This is a genomic window from Stenotrophomonas sp., from assembly GCF_032061965.1.
In the GTDB taxonomy this organism is placed as follows: domain Bacteria; phylum Pseudomonadota; class Gammaproteobacteria; order Xanthomonadales; family Xanthomonadaceae; genus Stenotrophomonas.
Map to the genome: position 1 here is coordinate 13,802 of NZ_DAMBEF010000040.1, position 17,326 is coordinate 31,127.

Below are 17,326 nucleotides of genomic sequence, written 5' to 3' on the forward strand. Positions count from 1 at the left end.
CGTAGCCACCATCTTCCAGAGATGCCCCGGATGAACAACCTACTGAGAGATCACAGCTAGCGCGCAGGCGCCTCGCGCCGCAGCTGCAGTAGCCCGTCGATCCTGGTGCCATCTTCCAGGCTGAGCCGCAGCGGCAACTGCGCGCCTTCGGCAAGCGGCACTTCCGGCTGCATCAGCATCAAGTGCATGCCACCGGGCTTGAGCTCGACCGTTCTGCCCGCCGCGATCGGCAGACGTTCGATTTCGCGCATCCGGCTCACCCCCTGCACCATCGTGGTTTCGTGCAAGGACACCTCGCCGAACGCCTTGCTGCCCGCGCCGATCACCACTACCTCGCCGGCACAATCGTTGCGGATCCGCGCATAGCCCGCGGCCATCCGCATCGGCCCCGGTGTCAGCCGCACCCAGCCCTGCTCCAGCTTCACGCAGGCCGGCGCGGCGGCCGATGCCTCGAATGCACACAGGGCCAACAGTACGCACACGAATGGTTTGGTTATCATCAGGCCACGACTCCTTGCCGTTCGAGATACCGCAGCATGACCACGCTCATCGAAGTGATCAACCATGGCCCCATCCGCGAACTGCGCCTGGCCCGTCCGCCAGTCAATGCGCTCGATACCGAACTGTGCCGCTCGCTGATTTCCGCCGTAAGCCAGGCCATGGCCGATGACGTGCACGGCATCGTGCTGTCCGGCAGCGAACGCATCTTCACCGGCGGCATGGATGTGCCGCACCTTCTGTCGCATGGCGATGACAAGCGCAAACTGATGGACAGTTGGCAAGCCTTCTTCGGTGCCGCCCGCGTCCTGGCCGAAAGCCGCGTCCCGGTCGTGGCCGCCCTCACCGGCCACTCGCCCGCTGGCGGTTGCGTGCTGGCGCTGTGTTGCGACTACCGGGTGATGGCGCGCAGCGCCGACCCGGCCAAGCCCTATGTGATCGGCCTGAACGAGGTGCAGGTCGGTCTGGTCGCGCCGGAAGGCATCCAGCGCCTGATGCGTCGCGTCGTTGGCCCCCATCGTGCTGGCGTACTGCTGGCCGGTGGCCAGTTGGTCAGTGCCGAACGTGCGCTGGAGATCGGGCTGGTCGATGAACTGGCCGATGGTGCCGCGCAGGTCGTCGAACGGGCCATCGGCTGGCTGCAGAGCCAGCTCAAGCTGCCACCGCAGCCGATGCTGCAGACCCGCGCCATCGCCCGCGCCGATCTGCACGAAGCCATGCAGGCCGAGCACATCCAGCTGGAACGTTTCGTCGACGCCTGGTTCTCTGCCGATGCACAGGCCGCGTTGCAGGCACTGGCGGCCAGGCTAGGCAAATAGGCCAGAAACCAGAGGCCAGGAACCAGGAACGAGTAGAAGCCCTGCTCCTGCTTTCACTGGTTCCTGGTTCCTGATCACTTGTTCCTGGCCCCTATATAATCCCGATCTGTCGATAAAAAGGCCGCCGCCTTGTCCAACACGCCTGAACCTGTGGTTTCCGAGCTGATTGACCTGCTGTCGCTGGAGCGGCTCGAGGACAACCTGTTCCGGGGCCAGAGCCGCGATATCGGCACCAAGTACGTTTTCGGCGGACAGGTGTTGGGGCAGGCCCTGGCCGCCGCCCAGGCTACCGTCGAGAATGGCCGCCATGTGCATTCGCTGCACGCCTACTTCCTGCGCGCCGGCAACATCGATCACCCCATCGTCTATGACGTGGACCGCACCCGCGATGGCGGCAGCTTCTCGGTGCGCCGCGTTACCGCGATCCAGCACGGCAAGGTGATCTTCTTCTGTGCGGCCTCGTTCCAGCAGGCCGAGACCGGCGCCGAGCACCAGCACAAGATGCCGGAAGTGCCGCAACCCGAAGACATCGAACCCAACCGCCCGCTGCCCGCCGAGGTACTGGAGCGGCTACCGGTCAAGGTGCAGCGCTGGCTGTCGCGTGGCGGCCCGTTCGAGTTCCGCCACGTGTATCCGCGTGACGAACTGAATCCGCCCAAGCGTCCGCCCTACCATCAGGTGTGGCTGCGTTTGAACGAAAAGGTCGGCGATGCACCGGAGCTGCATCAGGCCTTGCTGGCCTATGCCTCCGACTTCCATCTGTTGGGCACGGCCACCTTCCCGCACGGCATCAGCTACTACCAGCCGCACGTGCAGATGGCCTCGCTGGACCACGCCATCTGGTTCCACCGCCCGTTCCGCGTCGACGATTGGCTGCTGTACTCGCTGGACAGCCCCAGCGCCCAGGACTCGCGTGGCCTGGCCCGTGGCCAGTTCTACACCCGCAATGGCGTGCTGGTGGCCAGCACCGCGCAGGAAGGCCTGATCCGCGTGACCCCCGACGACAACGAAGCGAGCAAGGGCTGAACCATGCGCAAGATTTTCAGCAGCCAGCGCGTCGAAAATGCCGAAGGTGTGGCGCAGATCCTGCGTGATGCCGGCATCGAGGTACGCGTCACCAATGGTCGTTCGTACCACAGCAAGCGTCGTGGGCAGTTCAGCTATACCGACAAGGTCAACAACGAAAATCTACCCGCCGTCTGGGTGGTGCACGCCAACGACCAGCCCCGTGCGCGCGAGATCCTGCGCGACAAACGCCTGCTCGATACCACCCGCCGCGATCACCCCACCGCCGAATATGCGTTCCGTGACACTCCCGCCGATACCAGCAATGGTCGTGGTTGGGCGTGGCGCATCCGCATTGCCCTGCTGGTGGTGATTGCCGGCGTGGCCTTGGTGATCATGCTGCGCCACCGCAGCGCGCCCACCGCGGCCCCCGCCGCGCCTGCGCCAGCTGCCACGGCACCGACCACACCGCAGGTGCAGCCGGGCAGCGATGGCGAGGACGGTTTCCGGGTCCGCATCGCTCCCGATGCGCCGCCGCCCGCTCCAACGCCCGCTCCGGCCCCGGCGACCCCGCCGGGCAAGTAATCGGTCACATCCAGCGCCCTCGTCCGTCCTGTCTGGTACTACCGTCCCGAAGGCCCACCGATGAGCACTGAAGCGCTGGAAATCATGCTGCAGGACCAGTTACCGGCAGCCCGCAAGGGCTGCACGCAGTCGTATGGGCGCATCGTACTGGCCTGCCAGAACACCGTGACCGCCATTGCCCTTGCCATCACCCGCGACGTGCAGGCCAGCGAGGACATCGCTCAAGAGGTGTTCCTCAAGGCCTGGCAGCAACTGCATCAGCTCAACAACACCTCCAGCTTCCTGCCGTGGCTGCGGCAGATAACCCGCAACCTGGCACGCGACTGGCTGCGCGCCAACCGTAACCGTCCATTGAGTGGCGAGGCCGCGGAGATCGCCATCGGCATGGCTGCCGACCCTTCGCCCAACGGCGCCGATGCCATCGCACGGGTTGAGGAGGAGTTGGTCGCCGGGGAAATCATCTCGGCGCTACCCGAAGACAGTCGCGAAACCCTGCTGCTGTACTACCGCGAAGGGCAGAGCTCGCAGCAGGTCGCAATGCTGCTGGGGCTGAGTGATGCGGCCGTGCGCAAGCGCCTGTCGCGCGCACGCGCCAGCGTCCGTGAGGAGATGCTCAAGCGCTTCGGCGAGTTTGCGCGCAGCACCGCGCCAGGCGCAGCGTTTGCTACCTTCGTGAGTTCCGCGGTGATGCTGGCCGCACCCGGCACCGCCAGCGCGGTGATCCTATCCACCTCGGCAGGTGTGGCCGGAGGCAGTGCCGGCAAAATCGGACTTGGCGGACTTGGCGCCAACAGCCTAGGCGGCGGCGCAGCCGCCGGGACTGCTGGCGCCGCATTGAACAGCCTGTTCCCCAATCCCTTCGACATATGGGTGGTGTTGGGCTGCATGCTGTTTGGTACCGCAGCAGCGCTCTTCTCCAGCCTGTACCTGCTTCGGTATGCGCAGACGCCCGCCGAGCGCAGCCAGCTGCTTCGCTTCATGCGGCTGCATACAGTCACCGCCTTCCTGTTCTGCATCTGCGCAATTGCAGGCGTGACGTTGCGCCTGGGCACAGCCGCCGGCCTGCTGCTGCTGGCATTGGGCATGGCTGCGCTGAACTACCAATACCTGATCACCCTGCCCCGCATCATGGCAACCATGCTTGCCCGCGATGCTGCCCGCAATGGCCGTTCCGGGCCCAGCTGGGTATATCGCAGTCTGTTCGGGCGCAGTGCGGTCGTGAGCTCTTCACTGCTCGTCGTCGCAGCAGTGGCGTTTGCATTGCTGAACCGCTGAACCGACCCCAATAAAAACCCCCGCTGTCGCCAGCGGGGGTTTTGTCGATCGGCGCCTCTCCGGAACTTACTTCGCAGCCGGAGCCTGCGGCGGCATCGGGCCGCGCGGGCCGCGATCACCACGCGGACCGTTCTTGCGGGCAGCTTCCAGCTCAGCCGCGCTCAACTTGCCATCCTTGTCGGTATCGGCCTGGGCAAACCACTCGGCACGGCGCTGTTCGGCGCGGGCCTGGCGGTCAGCCTGGTCGATGAAACCGTCCTTGTTCGCGTCCAACCGGGCGAAATTGGCCTGGTACTCGGCAGCGCTGATGCGGCCATCGTTGTCGGTGTCCATGCCATGCAGCATCAGGCCACCGCCGCGACCACCGTGCATGCCGCCATGGCGGCCACCACCGTGACGTCCGCCGTGACGCGGCGACGGCATTTCTTCGCGGGCAAGCTTGCCGTCCTTGTTCTTGTCCAGTTCGTCGAAGCGCTGTGCCAAGCCCGGGTGCGCTGCCGCTTCCTGGCGATCAATCTGGCCGTCGTTATTGGTATCCAGCCGCGGCGGTGCCTGGCGCGGTGCCGGGTTTGCAGCGAATGCCAGGCCGGTAGCCGAGGTCGCCAGCAGCATCGCCAGCAGGAGAAGGGGTTTGCGGTGGGTCTGGTTCATCGTGTGGCTCCGTGGTGGATGGCGAACGCAGCAGTGCGTCCTCGCTACGTTCAACGTTTGCAGCCGCATACCGGTTGACCTGGCCAATGGCGATATTCATCCGGCAGACAGACGCAGGTTTTGCGACCGCGCGCGGCTATGCTGTGGCCATGGCAGCCCACGGTGAAAACAACGAAGAACTGCGCCTGTTCCAGACCGGCGAACACCCCTGCGGATACTGGCCGGACCGGGAGGCGCGCGATCTGGTGCTCGACCCCCAGGACGAGCGCCTTGGCACGCTGTACCCCTTGGCCTTGAGTTGGGGGTTCCGTCGCTCCGGCGACCTGGTCTACCGCCCGCATTGCCAGAACTGCCGCGCCTGCGTACCGGTGCGCATCCCGGTGGCGCGCTTCGCCCCCGACCGTAGCCAGCGCCGCTGCCTCACCCGCAACGCCGATCTGCAATGCCGGGTGCTGCCTGCCGAACGCACCGACGAACAGTTCGCGCTCTACCACCGCTATCTGCAGCACCGCCACGCCAACGGCGGCATGGATGACCACGGGCCGCACGAGTTCGACCAGTTTCTGGTTGGCAGTTGGTCGCATGGCCGCTTCATGGAAATCCGCGCCCCACGCCGCGATCGCGCACAAGGCCAACTGCTGGCGGTGGCGGTAACCGACGTCACCTCCCTGGGGCTGTCGGCGGTCTACACGTTCTTCGATCCGGAAGAAGAGAAGCGCGGCCTGGGCACCTTTGGCATCCTCCAGCAGATCGCCTGGGCGCAACGCACCGGCCTGCCACATCTCTACTTGGGCTACTGGATCCACGGTCATCGCAAGATGGACTACAAACGCCGCTATCGCCCGCTCGAATACTTCGATGGCAAGCATTGGATGCCGGCGGGCCAGAACGATGGCACCGGCTTTCCCTGATCGCGCTTGCCGCAGACGATCCGGGCCTTGATTCGGATTTAACCGGCGTTTATGCAGAATGGGACTGTCATCACGCCATGTGGTGGCGCAAGGACGTACCCATTCCACAGGAGCAATGCGTGAAGACCCAACTACTGATTCTGGCCGCCATCGGCACCCTCGCCCTGGCCGGCTGCAAGAAGGCCGACACCCCGGCGACCGATGCCGCCGCCAATGCCCCGGCAAACGCGACTGCAGCTGCCGAGGTCACCCCGGCCCCGGCAACGGACTCCGTCAAGGCGGGCACTGGCGTGCCCGAATGCGACCAGTATCTGGAAAAGGTCTATGCCTGCATCAGCGACAAGGTGCCCGAAGCCCAGCGCGACATGATCAAGCAGAGCATCGAGCAGTCGCGCAACGCCTGGAATGGCGTGACCGATAAGGCCGAGCTGGCCAACCAGTGCAAGACCGCCATGGAGCAGGCAAAGACCATGTATGGCGCAATGGGCTGTACGCTCTAAGCGACGCAACAGTGCCATCCAACGACGCCCCGCACTGCGGGGCGTCGTTGTTTTCGCCCCATCGTCATGGGGACATGAGAAAATCGACGCATGCGCATCTTTACCTTACTCGCCCCAATGACCCTGCTGCTGGCAGCCTGTTCAACCACATCCGGCGGCAGCCCAAGCAAAGGCGACCAGCTGCGGCTGGCAACCTACAACACCTCGCTGTATTCGGAAGAAGAAGGCGGCCTGATCCAGCAACTGCAAGGTGACAGCGCGCACGCGCGCAAGATCGCCGCGGTGCTGCAACAGGTGCGTCCGGATGTGGTGCTGCTGAACGAATTCGACTTCGACGAAGCCCACAGCGCTGCCGATCTTTTCCAGGAACGCTACCTGGAAGTCGCACAACCCGGCGGTGGTGAGCCGTTGAAATATCCTTACCGTTACCTTGCGCCGGTCAATACCGGCGTCCCCAGCGGGTTGGACCTGGACAACAACGGCAGCGTCGGCGGCAAGGGCCGCGAGCGCGGCAACGATGCGTGGGGCTACGGCCTGCACCCCGGCCAGTACGGCATGCTGGTGCTTTCCAAATACCCGATCGATGAAGCGGCAGTACGCAGCTTCCAGATGCTGAAGTGGAGCACCCTGCCAGGCGCATTGCGCCCGGTTGATCCAACCACCGGAAAATCATTCTGGCCTGATGCGGTATGGGCGCAGCTACGGCTCTCGTCCAAGTCGCATTGGGACGTGCCTGTGCGTACCCCGCTGGGCACGATCCACGTACTGGCCTCCCATCCCACGCCGCCGGTGTTTGATGGCAAGGAGAAGCGCAACGCCGCCCGCAACCACGACGAGCTGCGCCTGTGGAAGGAATACCTCGATGGCGGTGACAAGCCGTGGCTGTGCGACGACAAGGGCAGCTGCGGCGGACTGGCCGCCGATGCGCGCTTCGTCATCGTCGGTGACCTGAACAACGACCCGGCCGATGGCGATGGCCGTCACGACGCCATCGTCGAGCTGCTGGAACATCCGCGTGTGCTGCGCTACCCCACGCCGACCAGCCTCGGTGGCGAGCAGACCAGCCAGGCCTATGCGGCCAAAGGCATCGTCCGCCACGGCGCCCCGCAGCATGCGACCGGTGATTTCGGCCCGCGCTCGGGCACGATGCGCCTCGATTATGTGCTGCCTTCCAGCGGTTTGAGCTATGTCGGCAGCGGCGTCTTCTGGCCGGCCAAAGACAGTGCCGAGGCGAAGATCGCCGATGGCAGCGACCATCACCTTGTCTGGGTGGACGTACGCTGAAAAAAACGCCGGCTCAGCCGGCGTTTTTTTTGTGCGTTTCTTGGGGAGCGACCTCAACTGCGAAGCGGGAGCACCCGCTGGAACGGTGAAGCCTCCCCTCCCAAATCCTTCCCTTGTCTTCGGCAAAGGGAGGGCGCAACGCTCAGCGCAATTCAATGCCGATGGCAGCCGCCGCATCACGCGCAATCGCGCGCGCCTGATCCACATCGGCCGCGCGCGCCAGGGTCACGCCGACGCGGCGCTGGCCCTGCACCATCGGCTTGCCGAACAAGCGTAGTGCCGAATCCGGATGGATCAGTGCTTCGGCCACATTGCTGAAAAACGGCACGCCATTGCCCTGCGCCAACATCGCGCACGATGCCGACGCGCCGTTGTGGCGGATGGTCGGGATCGGCAGACCCAGAATGGCGCGCGCATGCAGGGCGAACTCACTCAGCTCCTGCGATACCAGCGTGACAAGGCCGGTGTCATGCGGCCGCGGCGAGACTTCGCTGAACCACACCGCGTCGCCCTTCACGAACAGCTCGACGCCGAACAGGCCCCAGCCGCCGAGGTCATCGGTGATGGCGCGGGCAATCTGTTGGGCGCCTTCCAGTGCCTTGGTCGACATGGCCTGCGGCTGCCAGCTTTCGCGGTAGTCACCGTCCTTCTGCAGATGGCCGACCGGATCGCAGAACGCGGTGCCGCCGGCATGGCGCACGGTCAGCAGGGTGATCTCGTAATCAAAATCGATGAAGCCCTCGACGATGCAGCGACCGGCACCGGCGCGGCCACCGGTCTGCGCGTATTCCCAGGCCGGGCCGATATCGGCCGCATTGCGCAGCGTGCTCTGGCCCTTGCCCGAAGACGACATCACCGGCTTGACCACGCACGGCAGGCCAATCGCGGCAACGGCGTCGCGGTACTCGGCCTCGGTATCGACGAAGCGATAGGGCGATGTCGGCAGGCCCAGGGTTTCTGCAGCAAGGCGGCGGATGCCTTCGCGGTCCATGGTCAGGCGCGCGGCGCGCGCGGTCGGGATGACCCGCAGGCCCTGTTCGGCCTCCAGCTGCACCAGGGTTTCGGTATGGATGGCCTCGATCTCGGGCACTACCAGGTGCGGCTGTTCCTGCGCGATCAACGCCTTCAATGCCGCCGGGTCCAGCATGTCCAGTACATGGCTGCGATGGGCTACCTGCATGGCCGGGGCATTGGCATAGCGGTCGGCGGCAATCACCTCCACCCCAAAACGCTGCAGCTCGATGGCTACCTCCTTGCCCAGTTCACCCGAACCAAGCAGCAGGACGCGGGTAGCAGACGGAGACAACGGGGTACCGAGGGTGATCATCAGGCAGGTCCGGAAGGGCGCTAAAGAGGATGCCTATTCTAGGCAAGCCGGCCCGGCAGGGGGTGCCCGGCGCCCCGCCGTAGCCCGGGTAAGCGCAGCGCACCCGGGGATTCACCGCGATGTCGTTTGTCGCTGACGCCCGGAAGGATGCCCCGGGTGCGCTGCGCTTACCCGGGCTACCCGGCTTGGCCGGATGTCGCCCCCTTGCAATTTGATATCAATTTGATATCTTCCAATCCAACCACCACGGAAGATGTGCCATGAAAGAGAAGTCCCTCGGTTCCCTCCCCGGCATTTCCACCCTGCTTGGCACGATCGTGCTGATGCTGGCTGGTGCCGCCGCCATCATCGGCGCCGTTGTCATCACCAAGAACGGTGTTGGCGGTGGCGGCTTCCTGGTCCTGGCCGGCATCGTGCTGGTCACCGTGGGTATTTTCCTCAGCGCCGGCCTGTACATGGTGCAGCCCAACCAGGCGGCGGTGCTCAGCCTGTTTGGCAAGTACGTCGGTACCGTCAAGGACAACGGCCTGCGCTGGAACAACCCGTTCTTCACCAAGCGCAAGGTCAGCCAGCGCGTGCGCAATTTCGAAAGTGGCAAGCTCAAGGTCAACGAACTGGACGGTTCGCCGATCGAGATTGCCGCAGTCATCGTCTGGCAGGTGATCGATGCTTCAGAAGCCGTGTACAACGTGGATGACTACGAAAGCTTCGTGCACATCCAGTCCGAATCGGCGCTGCGCGCAATGGCTACCAGCTATCCGTATGACCAGCACACCGAAGGCCAGCTCGCCCTGCGCAGCCACGCCGCTGAGATCTCCCAGCACCTGAAGGATGAACTGGCCGAGCGCCTGGCCGATGCCGGCGTGCAGGTACTGGATGCGCGCATCAGCCACCTCGCCTACGCCCCGGAAATCGCCCAGGCCATGCTGCAGCGCCAACAGGCCAGCGCCGTGATTGCTGCACGTACGCAGATCGTTGCCGGCGCCGTCGGCATGGTGGAGATGGCGCTGCTGGAACTGCAGAAGAACGATGTCGTCACCCTGGACGAAGAACGCAAGGCGCACATGGTCAGCAACCTGCTCACCGTGCTGTGTTCTGATCGTGGTACCCAGCCGATCGTCAACGCTGGCTCGCTGTACTGAACCGTGTAACGAGGTATCCGTAGTGAATGTTTACGCCCCCCTGATCATCGCCGCCACCGGCATCCCGGCCCTGTGCTTTGCCGTGTGGAGCGGCCGCCCCGGCACCGCGCATGCGCGCGGCGTCGGCCTGCGCTGGGCATTGATCGCACTGTGCCTGTTTGTCGGTGGGATCGGCGTTTACCTGTCCGGTGACAACCGCAACGTGGCCTACGGCGTGGTTATCGCGCTGGTTGTGGCGGTCAACGCACTGGGGATTTCGCTGGTGCTGCATCTGCGCCGCGGCAGCGCAGGGGCACCGCGCCGGTGAGTGAAAAGAAGGCCTACCCGCTGCGCATCAACGCCGAGGTTCTGGCGGCTGCCCAACGCTGGGCCGATGACGAGCTGCGCAGCCTCAACGCACAGATTGAGTACGTGATCCGCGACGCCCTGCGCAAGGCAGGCCGTCTACCCAAGCCCAAATCAGACGACAAGGAAGAATGATGAGCAAGCGCTGGCAATACCTCACCATCGAACTGCCTGCCTCGATGCTCAAGGGCGGGCCCACTGCCGAGAAAGTGCAGGCGGAGCTGACCAAGCAGGGCAACCTTGGCTGGGAACTGGTCAACATGGTGCATTACGGCCAACTCTCACCGGCAATGCTCATTTTCAAGAAGGAGCACTGATGAAGACGCTGCTTGCAAGGATCGCTGGCGTAGTGATGCTGACCGCCGTACCGGCCATGGCAGGCGAAGCGCCGACGACACTGGCTACACGCCTGCTCGACCAACTCGATGCGGGACAGTACACGCAAGCTGAAGCAAGCTTCTCTGCACAGATGAAGGCCGCGGTGCCCGCTGAAAAGCTCAAGGCGGTCTGGGAATCATTGCCCGCGCAGATGGGAGCAGCCGGCAAGCGCGGGGACGCACAGACCAGCGAAGCCGATGGCTACCGTATCGTCGTCATCCCCCTGCAGTACGCCAACGGTGGCTTGCAGGCCCGCGTGGTCTTCGATCAGGACGATCAGGTTGCCGGGTTCCTGGTGCAACCTGCCGCACCGGCAACCGCACCGGCACCGGCCGATGACGCCAACTTCAGTGAGCAGGCCTTCACCGTGCCCAGCGGCTCAGAGGGCAAGCCCGGCCTGCCCGGCACGCTGGCCCTGCCCAAGGGCAAGGGGCCGTTCCCGGCCGTCGTGCTGGTGCACGGTTCCGGCCCGCAGGATCGCGATGAAACCATCGGCCCGAATCGCCCCTTCCTGGATATCGCACGCGCGCTGGCCGCGCAGGGCATCGCCGTACTGCGATACAACAAGCGCACCCATGCCCGCCCGCAGGACTTCAAGGCTGGCTTCAGCGTCGACGACGAAACCACCGATGATGCCGTCGCGGCGGTCAGCACCCTGGCCGGCACCAGCGGTATCGATGCCAAGCAGGTCTATCTGCTGGGGCACAGCCAGGGTGGGTTGCTGGCTGGGCGCATCGCCAAGGCCGCACCCGGCAAGTTGGCCGGGCTGGTGCTGTTTGCGGCTCCCGCTCGCCCCATTCTCGATCTGCTCGCCGAGCAGAACCGCTACATGGTGAGCATGGACGGCAGGATAAGTGCGCAGGAGCAGTCACATCTGGATGCGCTTGATGCGGCCATCGCGGCGGTGCGCAGCAACCCGGAAGCCAGGCTGATGGAAGTGCCCGGCCAGTTCTGGCAAGAGCTGGAAAAGGTTGATCCCATTGCTGATGCGCGCGACAGCCAGCTACCGGTCCTGCTGCTGCAAGGCGGTCGCGACTTCCAGGTGGTCGATGCGGATTGGCAGCTGTGGAACAAGGGGCTGCAGGGCGAGCGCTATCGCTTCCACCATTACCCGGCGCTCAACCACCTGGGCATCGCCGGTGAGGGCAAAGGCTCGCTGCAGGAGTACGCACGCCCGGGCCATGTTGATCCCGCCCTGGTCAACGACATCGCACAGTGGATCAAGGCACGGCCATGAACACGCACGCCGCAGATACGCGGATCGAACCCTTCAGGATCGCCGCGCCGACCAGTTCGCTGCTGTTCTGGGTGTGGGCACCGATGCTGCTGGTACTCAGCATTGACCCACTGATCAAGCTGTTTGCGGGCAAGCCACCGTTCACCACCGCGTTCGCATCGTGGGGGGCGTGGCTCGTGGTGCCCTTGGTCGTGGGCGCCCTGACCCTGGCATACCGGCGCCGCCATCTGCTGCTGGAGCCGCACCAGCTCACCATCGCCGCGACGCTATACACCCGCCGAGTGCCCCTGTCTTCCATGCGGCTGGACCGGGCGCGCGTCGTCAACTTTGCGGAGAATCCGGACTTCAAGCCCGGCATGAAATCCAACGGCTTCCAGTACCCGGGCTTCCGCGCCGGTCACTTCTACATGAAGGACGGCGGCAAGGGCTTCTGCCTGATCACCGATGACAGCCGGGTGCTGGTCATCCTGCTACGCGACGGTGGCAGCATCCTGATCAGCCCGGAGCAGCCGCGCGCGCTGCTGGATGAACTCAAACGACTGGCCGGCAACAGCGGACGGGCCTAAGCTGCGCGCATGCGCAATGCTCCCCACATCCTGATCAACACGCCCGATATCGAGATCTGGCCCGGCGGCTTGCTGCGCGCCCGCAGCAATGACGATGCCCGCATCCTCGCCCGGGCCAGCCATGTACTGCGCCGCAAGCATGACGGGCGCTACCTGGGTGCACAGTTGCAGGGCGGCATGATGCCGCTGGTCACGCGGCTGGCGGACGAGCCGGGCGTAGGCTTTGCGTTGGCCGCGCTGGATGCCGCGCGCCGGCAACCAAAGCGCATTCCACCGGCTGCCGGTGAGCTGCCACTGCATCAACTGCAGCTGCGGCTGCAGCAGCTGGATCTGGATGCCGACGCCTATGCGGCGCACACCGGGCTGCCCCTGGTCGCCGAGCCTCTGCACCTGCACCTGGCAGGTTTTGATCGCTATCGCCGCCCCCTCTGGCTTACCAAGGGCGCAGCACGCGGCTGGCAGCGGATGCAGCAGGCTGCAGCCATCGATGGACTGGCGCTGGATGCAATCTCCGGTTATCGCAGCCATGCGTATCAACTGGGCATCTTCGAACGCAAGCTTGCCCGCGGGCTGAGCGTGGCAGACATCCTCACCGTGAATGCCGCGCCCGGCTACAGCGAACATCACAGTGGCGCGGCGCTCGATATCAGCGCGCCCGGTGAACCACCGGCCGAGGAATCGTTTGAACATACCGCCGCATTCGCATGGCTGCAGCAACATGCCCCGGGCTTTGGCTTCCATATGAGCTACCCGCGCGACAACCCGCATGGCATCGTCTACGAACCCTGGCACTGGTGCTACCGCAGCGATGAGCACGCCCACGCCTGATCCTGACCGGCGGCGCCTGTTGCAGGCCACGCTGGGCGCGGGCCTGATCAGTCAGTTGCCGGCGTGCACGCCGGGCAAGCCGGATACGCAGGCCGCTGACGTTGCGCAACTGGACCATACCGCCATCGCCGGTGTCGTCACGCCCCCCAGCAGCGCCGGCGTCGCCGCCGCATTGCTGCGCTGGCAAGGAGCGGCCTGCATCGCTGGCGGCCGCTACAGCATGGGCGGTCAAACCCGCGCGCCGGCGGCATTGCAACTGGACATGCGGCGCATGGACCGCCTGCTGTGGCTGGACCCTGCCCGCCTGCGGGCCCGCGTGCAGGCCGGCATGCGTTGGCGACAACTGCAGGCGTTGCTGGACCCACTCGATCTGGCAATCAAGGTGATGCAGAGCTACAGCAATTTCAGCATCGGTGGCTCGGTCTCGGTCAACTGCCATGGCCGCTATGTCGGCAGCGGTGCGCTGGCCGGAAGCGTGCGTGCCCTGCAACTGGTCACCGCAGATGGGCGCACCCTGGAACTGTCACGCGACCAGCAGCCGGCGCTGTTTGCCGCCGTGATCGGCGGTTACGGGGGGCTGGGTGTCATCACCGAGGTAGAGCTGGAGCTTGCACGCAACGAGGTGATCGCGCGCAACGTCGAGCAGGTGGCACTGACCGACTATCCGGCCTGGTTTGCCGCAAACGTCGCAGGACACCCGGATGTCGTCCTGCACAATGCAGACCTCATCCCGCCGCAGTTCGATGCGCCGCTGGCAATCAGCTGGTCACGCAGTACGGCACCGTTGACCGATGCCAGGCGCTTGATGCCCACGCGCACAAGCTACCCCAAGGACCAGAACCTGATCTGGGCAGCCTCGGAGCTGCCCGGCGGCGACCAGTTGCGCGACGTCTACCAGACCCGCAGCCTGCTGCACGAACCGCGGGTGATCATGCGCAACCTGGAAGCCAGCCTCGATGCCGCCTCACTGGAGCCGCGCACGCGGCGCATGTCTTCCTACCTGCTGCAGGAATACTTCATCCCAACTGCCGCGTTTGCTTCATTCGCACGCAGCATGGCGGCAATCCTGCGCAGGCACGACGTCAATGCGCTGAATATTTCCGTGCGGCACGCGCCCGCCGATACCACTTCACTGATGCGCTGGGCACGCGAAGACGTTTTCTGCTTCGTGCTTTACCACAAGCAGCGCAGCTGGAATGCAGCCGAGCAATACAGCCGCAGCTGGACCCGTCGCCTCATAGACGCCGCGCTCGACCATGGCGGCCGCTACTATCTTCCGTACCGGCTGCATGCCTCGCAGGCACAGTTCGACCGCGCCTATCCGCAGGCGGAACAGTTTGCCGCCCTCAAGCAGCAATGGGACCCGCAGAACCGCTTTCGCAACCTGCTCTGGGACAAGTATCTGCGCCTTCCGGCATAAGGTTCCCGGGAAAGCGCAGCGCGCCCGGAGCCTTTGGCGTGGCATCGGCGGCCCGATTGCCGGGTGCGCCGTGCTTACCCGGCCTACGCTCACTCGCTGACCGCGCCACGAACCGAACACCACGCTCACCATGGATGGATGAAGCCCCATTGGACAAGCAGTGATCTGCTGGCAATCGCCTGAGCCGGACCCCGGCCAAGCGCGATCTGCAGTGGCTGCTGCGGCGTTTGCTTCGCGGCTTGCGCCGTTCCTGCCCACTTCGGGTTTTCAGTCCTGCGAGCGGTTTGTCGCCTGCTTGGCACCAGCGCTGAAGTCGGCGATGCGCCACAGGTAAAAACTGGCATAGGTCCGGTAAGGCCCCCAGCGCTCACCACGCTCGGCCAACGCCTTGGGGCTCGGCATCGCCTCCGCTGCATCCACGCGCTGCGCCCCCTTGCGGATGCCGAGGTCATCCACCGGCAGGATGTCGGGGCGGCCGAGCCGGAACATCAGCATCATCTCCACCGTCCAGCGACCGATACCCCGCACCGGGACCCATGCATCAATGATGTCCTGATGCTCCATCACCGCCATGCGGCGCAGGCTTGGCAGCTCGCCGCCGGCCTCACGGCGGGTCAGGTCCCGCAGTGCCAGTGTCTTGTTGCCGGATACACCGCAGGCACGCAGCGCGGCATCATCAATTCGATCGAGGGTGGCGCCGTGCAGGCGTCGGCTGGCGATCGCAGCCTCCACCCGGCCAACAATGGTGGAAGCCGCCTTGCCGCTGAGCTGCTGGAACAGGATGGCCCGCGCCAGCGCGTCCACCGGGTCGAAACGACGGACCCAGCCATCCGGCGCAGGCAACGGCCCCAACTGCCGCATCCACTTCGCCAGACGCTTGTCCGCGCGTTGCAGGTGCGCGTGCGCCGATTCGATATCGAAGCCGCGACTGTAACGCGGCATGGGTCAGCGCTTGAGCGCGCTGAGCGCCAGCAGCACCCAGCCGCCCATCAAGGTGATGCCACCCGCGGGGGCCAGCGTGGTCGGCCATTGCGCCAGCACGTTCCCCGCCAGACTGCCAGAGAACAGCAGCGTCCCCACCAGCAACACGTACAAGGCCCCCCGCCCCAGCAGGTTGAGCGTGGCGGCGCCCAGGCCTACCAGCACCACGCCGTGACCAAAGGCGTACAACGCGGCGGTGTTGAGATGCGATTGCGCCAACGGCTCGCTCACCCCATGCGACGCATAGGCCGACGCAGCGATTGCCGCAGCCGCCAGCAGGCCACCGCAGAACGCCAGGAATGAAGGCTTACGTGCTCGTCGCTCAGTGCCCAACATCATTTGTACTCCCAAGCCCAGTCACAAAAAAAACGCGCCGCTGGAAGCGGCGCGTTTTCGGGATCACGTCATCTTCGACAGACCGAAGATTACTTGACTGCCCAGTAGATGTCGTAGGAACCATCCGTGGTGAAGGCCTTGGCCACGCCACCCTTCCACGACTCATACGGACGATCCACAACTTCGTTGCCCATGGTGGTTGCCCATGCACGCAGGCCGTTGCGGGCCAGGTCCAGACCCGCCATATGGCCGGTGTAGGACGCTGACGCGGCGCGGTGCGGTGCAACGTGGCTGTACTTCACCGGGTTACCGGCCGGGATCTTGACGCTCAGCTCGGCAGCATCACCCGCAGCAGCCACCGGGGCCGGCGCAGCAGCAGCCTTGTCAGCCTCGCCATCCTTCTTGTCCTTGTCGGCAGCCGGGGCAGCGGAGCCCTTGCGAACCGGCAGGGCCACGTCGAATGCGTACTTCTCGGCGCCGAAATCGGTGGTCACGATGCGCACCGGACCGGCAGCAACCAGACCGTTGGCATCCATCGTGCGCTTGATCCACTCCATGTTGTCGTCGATCGACTTCTGGATGGCATCGTTGTTGCGGTCGATGTTGCCGGCGTTGACCACCAGCAGGTTCTCGGCCGGGACGTCGACGACCTTCAGGCCGGTCAGCGGCGCTTCGGCGGCAGCGTAGTCAACGTTCGGCACGGCAGCCAGCATGTTGGCCATGCGCGACAGGCCCAGCTTCAGGTCATCACCAACGTGACGGCTGACGTACAGGCCGGCATAGCGACCAAACAGGTCGAAACCGTAGTTGACACTGTAATCCTGGGTGATCTTGACGTTGCGGTCGTTCTTGCCGGTCGGCTCAAGGGTGAAGGTGGTGACCTTGTCCTTGCCACGGGTAACGTCGTCGATGGCGATCACGACGCGCTTGTTCTTCTCGGCGTCGGTGACTTCCCAGCTGCCCTGGCCCAGGGTGCTGTCCTTGGACGAGTAGTCCATACGGGCGCCCTTGCCGGCGTCCGGACCGCTGAACTTCAGCTCCACGGCCTTGTCACGCAGGGCCAGCGGATTCCAGTCTTTAAAGCGACGCAGGCTGCTGACCGTGTCATACACGATCGTCATCTTGCGATTGGTTTCAATGCTTTCGGAAATGTGGCGCTCGCCCGGGAGGCACACGCCGATGAGGACGAACAGGCCAGCCACGATCCCCAAGGCGATAAGGAACTCGATAATACGGGTC

The 17,326-nt window shown here is 64.9% G+C and carries 21 protein-coding genes; 15 read left to right on the forward strand and 6 right to left on the reverse strand.

Annotated elements, in window-relative coordinates:
• Positions 1-56: 56 nt before the first annotated feature.
• Positions 57-500: a copper chaperone PCu(A)C gene (locus RT460_RS16240; RefSeq protein WP_313320289.1), complete on the reverse strand. Its 444-nt coding sequence runs from the start codon at positions 498-500 to the stop codon at positions 57-59.
• Between the two features lie 36 nt (positions 501-536).
• On the opposite strand from RT460_RS16240, the gene RT460_RS16245 reads away from it, so the two are divergent.
• From RT460_RS16245 to RT460_RS16260, 4 genes are all read left to right on the forward strand, one after another.
• A complete protein-coding gene (locus tag RT460_RS16245; RefSeq protein WP_313320291.1) occupies positions 537-1,316 on the forward strand; it encodes an enoyl-CoA hydratase/isomerase family protein in 780 nt (259 codons plus the stop codon).
• A 129-nt stretch (positions 1,317-1,445) separates the two neighbouring features.
• On the forward strand, positions 1,446-2,342 hold the full coding sequence (tesB, locus tag RT460_RS16250) for an acyl-CoA thioesterase II (protein ID WP_313320294.1): 897 nt from the start codon (positions 1,446-1,448) through the stop codon (positions 2,340-2,342).
• 3 nt (positions 2,343-2,345) lie between these two features.
• Positions 2,346-2,906 (forward strand): pathogenicity-like protein, encoded by a 561-nt coding sequence (locus tag RT460_RS16255; protein ID WP_313320296.1) that lies wholly within the window; start codon positions 2,346-2,348, stop codon positions 2,904-2,906.
• 60 nt (positions 2,907-2,966) lie between these two features.
• Positions 2,967-4,181 carry a sigma-70 family RNA polymerase sigma factor gene (locus tag RT460_RS16260; RefSeq protein WP_313320298.1) on the forward strand — a complete coding sequence of 405 codons (1,215 nt, stop codon included), beginning with the start codon at positions 2,967-2,969 and terminating at the stop codon, positions 4,179-4,181.
• Between the two features lie 66 nt (positions 4,182-4,247).
• Here the strand turns inward: RT460_RS16260 and RT460_RS16265 are convergent, their stop codons facing one another.
• Positions 4,248-4,832, reverse strand: a complete 585-nt coding sequence (locus tag RT460_RS16265) for a hypothetical protein (RefSeq protein ID WP_313320301.1) — start codon at positions 4,830-4,832, stop codon at positions 4,248-4,250.
• A gap of 86 nt (positions 4,833-4,918) precedes the next feature.
• Between RT460_RS16265 and RT460_RS16270 the strand changes: the two genes are divergently transcribed.
• From RT460_RS16270 to RT460_RS16280, 3 genes are all read left to right on the forward strand, one after another.
• Positions 4,919-5,743 (forward strand): arginyltransferase, encoded by an 825-nt coding sequence (locus RT460_RS16270; RefSeq protein ID WP_313320304.1) that lies wholly within the window; start codon positions 4,919-4,921, stop codon positions 5,741-5,743.
• Between the two features lie 119 nt (positions 5,744-5,862).
• Entirely contained in the window at positions 5,863-6,243 is a 381-nt protein-coding gene (locus tag RT460_RS16275) for a hypothetical protein (protein ID WP_313320307.1), read from the forward strand.
• A gap of 90 nt (positions 6,244-6,333) precedes the next feature.
• The gene (locus tag RT460_RS16280; protein WP_313320309.1) at positions 6,334-7,527 is read left to right on the forward strand and encodes an endonuclease/exonuclease/phosphatase family protein; all 1,194 of its coding nucleotides are present in this window, start codon (positions 6,334-6,336) and stop codon (positions 7,525-7,527) included.
• 142 nt (positions 7,528-7,669) lie between these two features.
• Here the strand turns inward: RT460_RS16280 and purT are convergent, their stop codons facing one another.
• Positions 7,670-8,854 (reverse strand): formate-dependent phosphoribosylglycinamide formyltransferase, encoded by a 1,185-nt coding sequence (purT, locus tag RT460_RS16285; protein ID WP_313320311.1) that lies wholly within the window; start codon positions 8,852-8,854, stop codon positions 7,670-7,672.
• Between the two features lie 260 nt (positions 8,855-9,114).
• On the opposite strand from purT, the gene RT460_RS16290 reads away from it, so the two are divergent.
• Genes RT460_RS16290 through RT460_RS16325 form a run of 8 tightly spaced genes read left to right on the forward strand, consistent with a single transcriptional unit; the run spans position 9,115 to position 14,770 of the window.
• Positions 9,115-9,996: an SPFH domain-containing protein gene (locus RT460_RS16290; RefSeq protein ID WP_313320313.1), complete on the forward strand. Its 882-nt coding sequence runs from the start codon at positions 9,115-9,117 to the stop codon at positions 9,994-9,996.
• A 22-nt stretch (positions 9,997-10,018) separates the two neighbouring features.
• Positions 10,019-10,303, forward strand: coding sequence for a hypothetical protein (locus tag RT460_RS16295; RefSeq protein WP_313320315.1), 285 nt, complete (start codon positions 10,019-10,021; stop codon positions 10,301-10,303).
• Positions 10,300-10,476 carry an Arc family DNA binding domain-containing protein gene (locus RT460_RS16300; protein ID WP_313320317.1) on the forward strand — a complete coding sequence of 59 codons (177 nt, stop codon included), beginning with the start codon at positions 10,300-10,302 and terminating at the stop codon, positions 10,474-10,476. The genes RT460_RS16295 and RT460_RS16300 overlap by 4 nt, the downstream gene beginning before the upstream one ends.
• Entirely contained in the window at positions 10,476-10,658 is a 183-nt protein-coding gene (locus RT460_RS16305; protein WP_313320319.1) for a DUF4177 domain-containing protein, read from the forward strand. The genes RT460_RS16300 and RT460_RS16305 overlap by 1 nt, the downstream gene beginning before the upstream one ends.
• Positions 10,658-11,956 carry an alpha/beta fold hydrolase gene (locus tag RT460_RS16310; protein ID WP_313320321.1) on the forward strand — a complete coding sequence of 433 codons (1,299 nt, stop codon included), beginning with the start codon at positions 10,658-10,660 and terminating at the stop codon, positions 11,954-11,956. The genes RT460_RS16305 and RT460_RS16310 overlap by 1 nt, the downstream gene beginning before the upstream one ends.
• A complete protein-coding gene (locus RT460_RS16315; protein WP_313320323.1) occupies positions 11,953-12,522 on the forward strand; it encodes a PH domain-containing protein in 570 nt (189 codons plus the stop codon). The genes RT460_RS16310 and RT460_RS16315 overlap by 4 nt, the downstream gene beginning before the upstream one ends.
• A 9-nt stretch (positions 12,523-12,531) precedes the next feature.
• Entirely contained in the window at positions 12,532-13,350 is an 819-nt protein-coding gene (locus RT460_RS16320) for a D-alanyl-D-alanine carboxypeptidase family protein (protein WP_313320325.1), read from the forward strand.
• Positions 13,331-14,770, forward strand: a complete 1,440-nt coding sequence (locus RT460_RS16325) for an FAD-binding oxidoreductase (protein ID WP_313320328.1) — start codon at positions 13,331-13,333, stop codon at positions 14,768-14,770. The genes RT460_RS16320 and RT460_RS16325 overlap by 20 nt, the downstream gene beginning before the upstream one ends.
• A 267-nt stretch (positions 14,771-15,037) precedes the next feature.
• Here the strand turns inward: RT460_RS16325 and RT460_RS16330 are convergent, their stop codons facing one another.
• From RT460_RS16330 to RT460_RS16340, 3 genes are all read right to left on the reverse strand, one after another.
• Positions 15,038-15,712, reverse strand: a complete 675-nt coding sequence (locus tag RT460_RS16330) for a DNA-3-methyladenine glycosylase 2 family protein (protein WP_313320330.1) — start codon at positions 15,710-15,712, stop codon at positions 15,038-15,040.
• A gap of 3 nt (positions 15,713-15,715) precedes the next feature.
• Positions 15,716-16,087 carry a DUF423 domain-containing protein gene (locus RT460_RS16335; protein WP_313320337.1) on the reverse strand — a complete coding sequence of 124 codons (372 nt, stop codon included), beginning with the start codon at positions 16,085-16,087 and terminating at the stop codon, positions 15,716-15,718.
• Positions 16,088-16,176: 89 nt separating this feature from the next.
• Positions 16,177-17,326, reverse strand: a 1,150-nt coding sequence (locus RT460_RS16340) for an SRPBCC family protein (RefSeq protein ID WP_313320332.1), incomplete at its 5' end; no start/stop codon positions are given.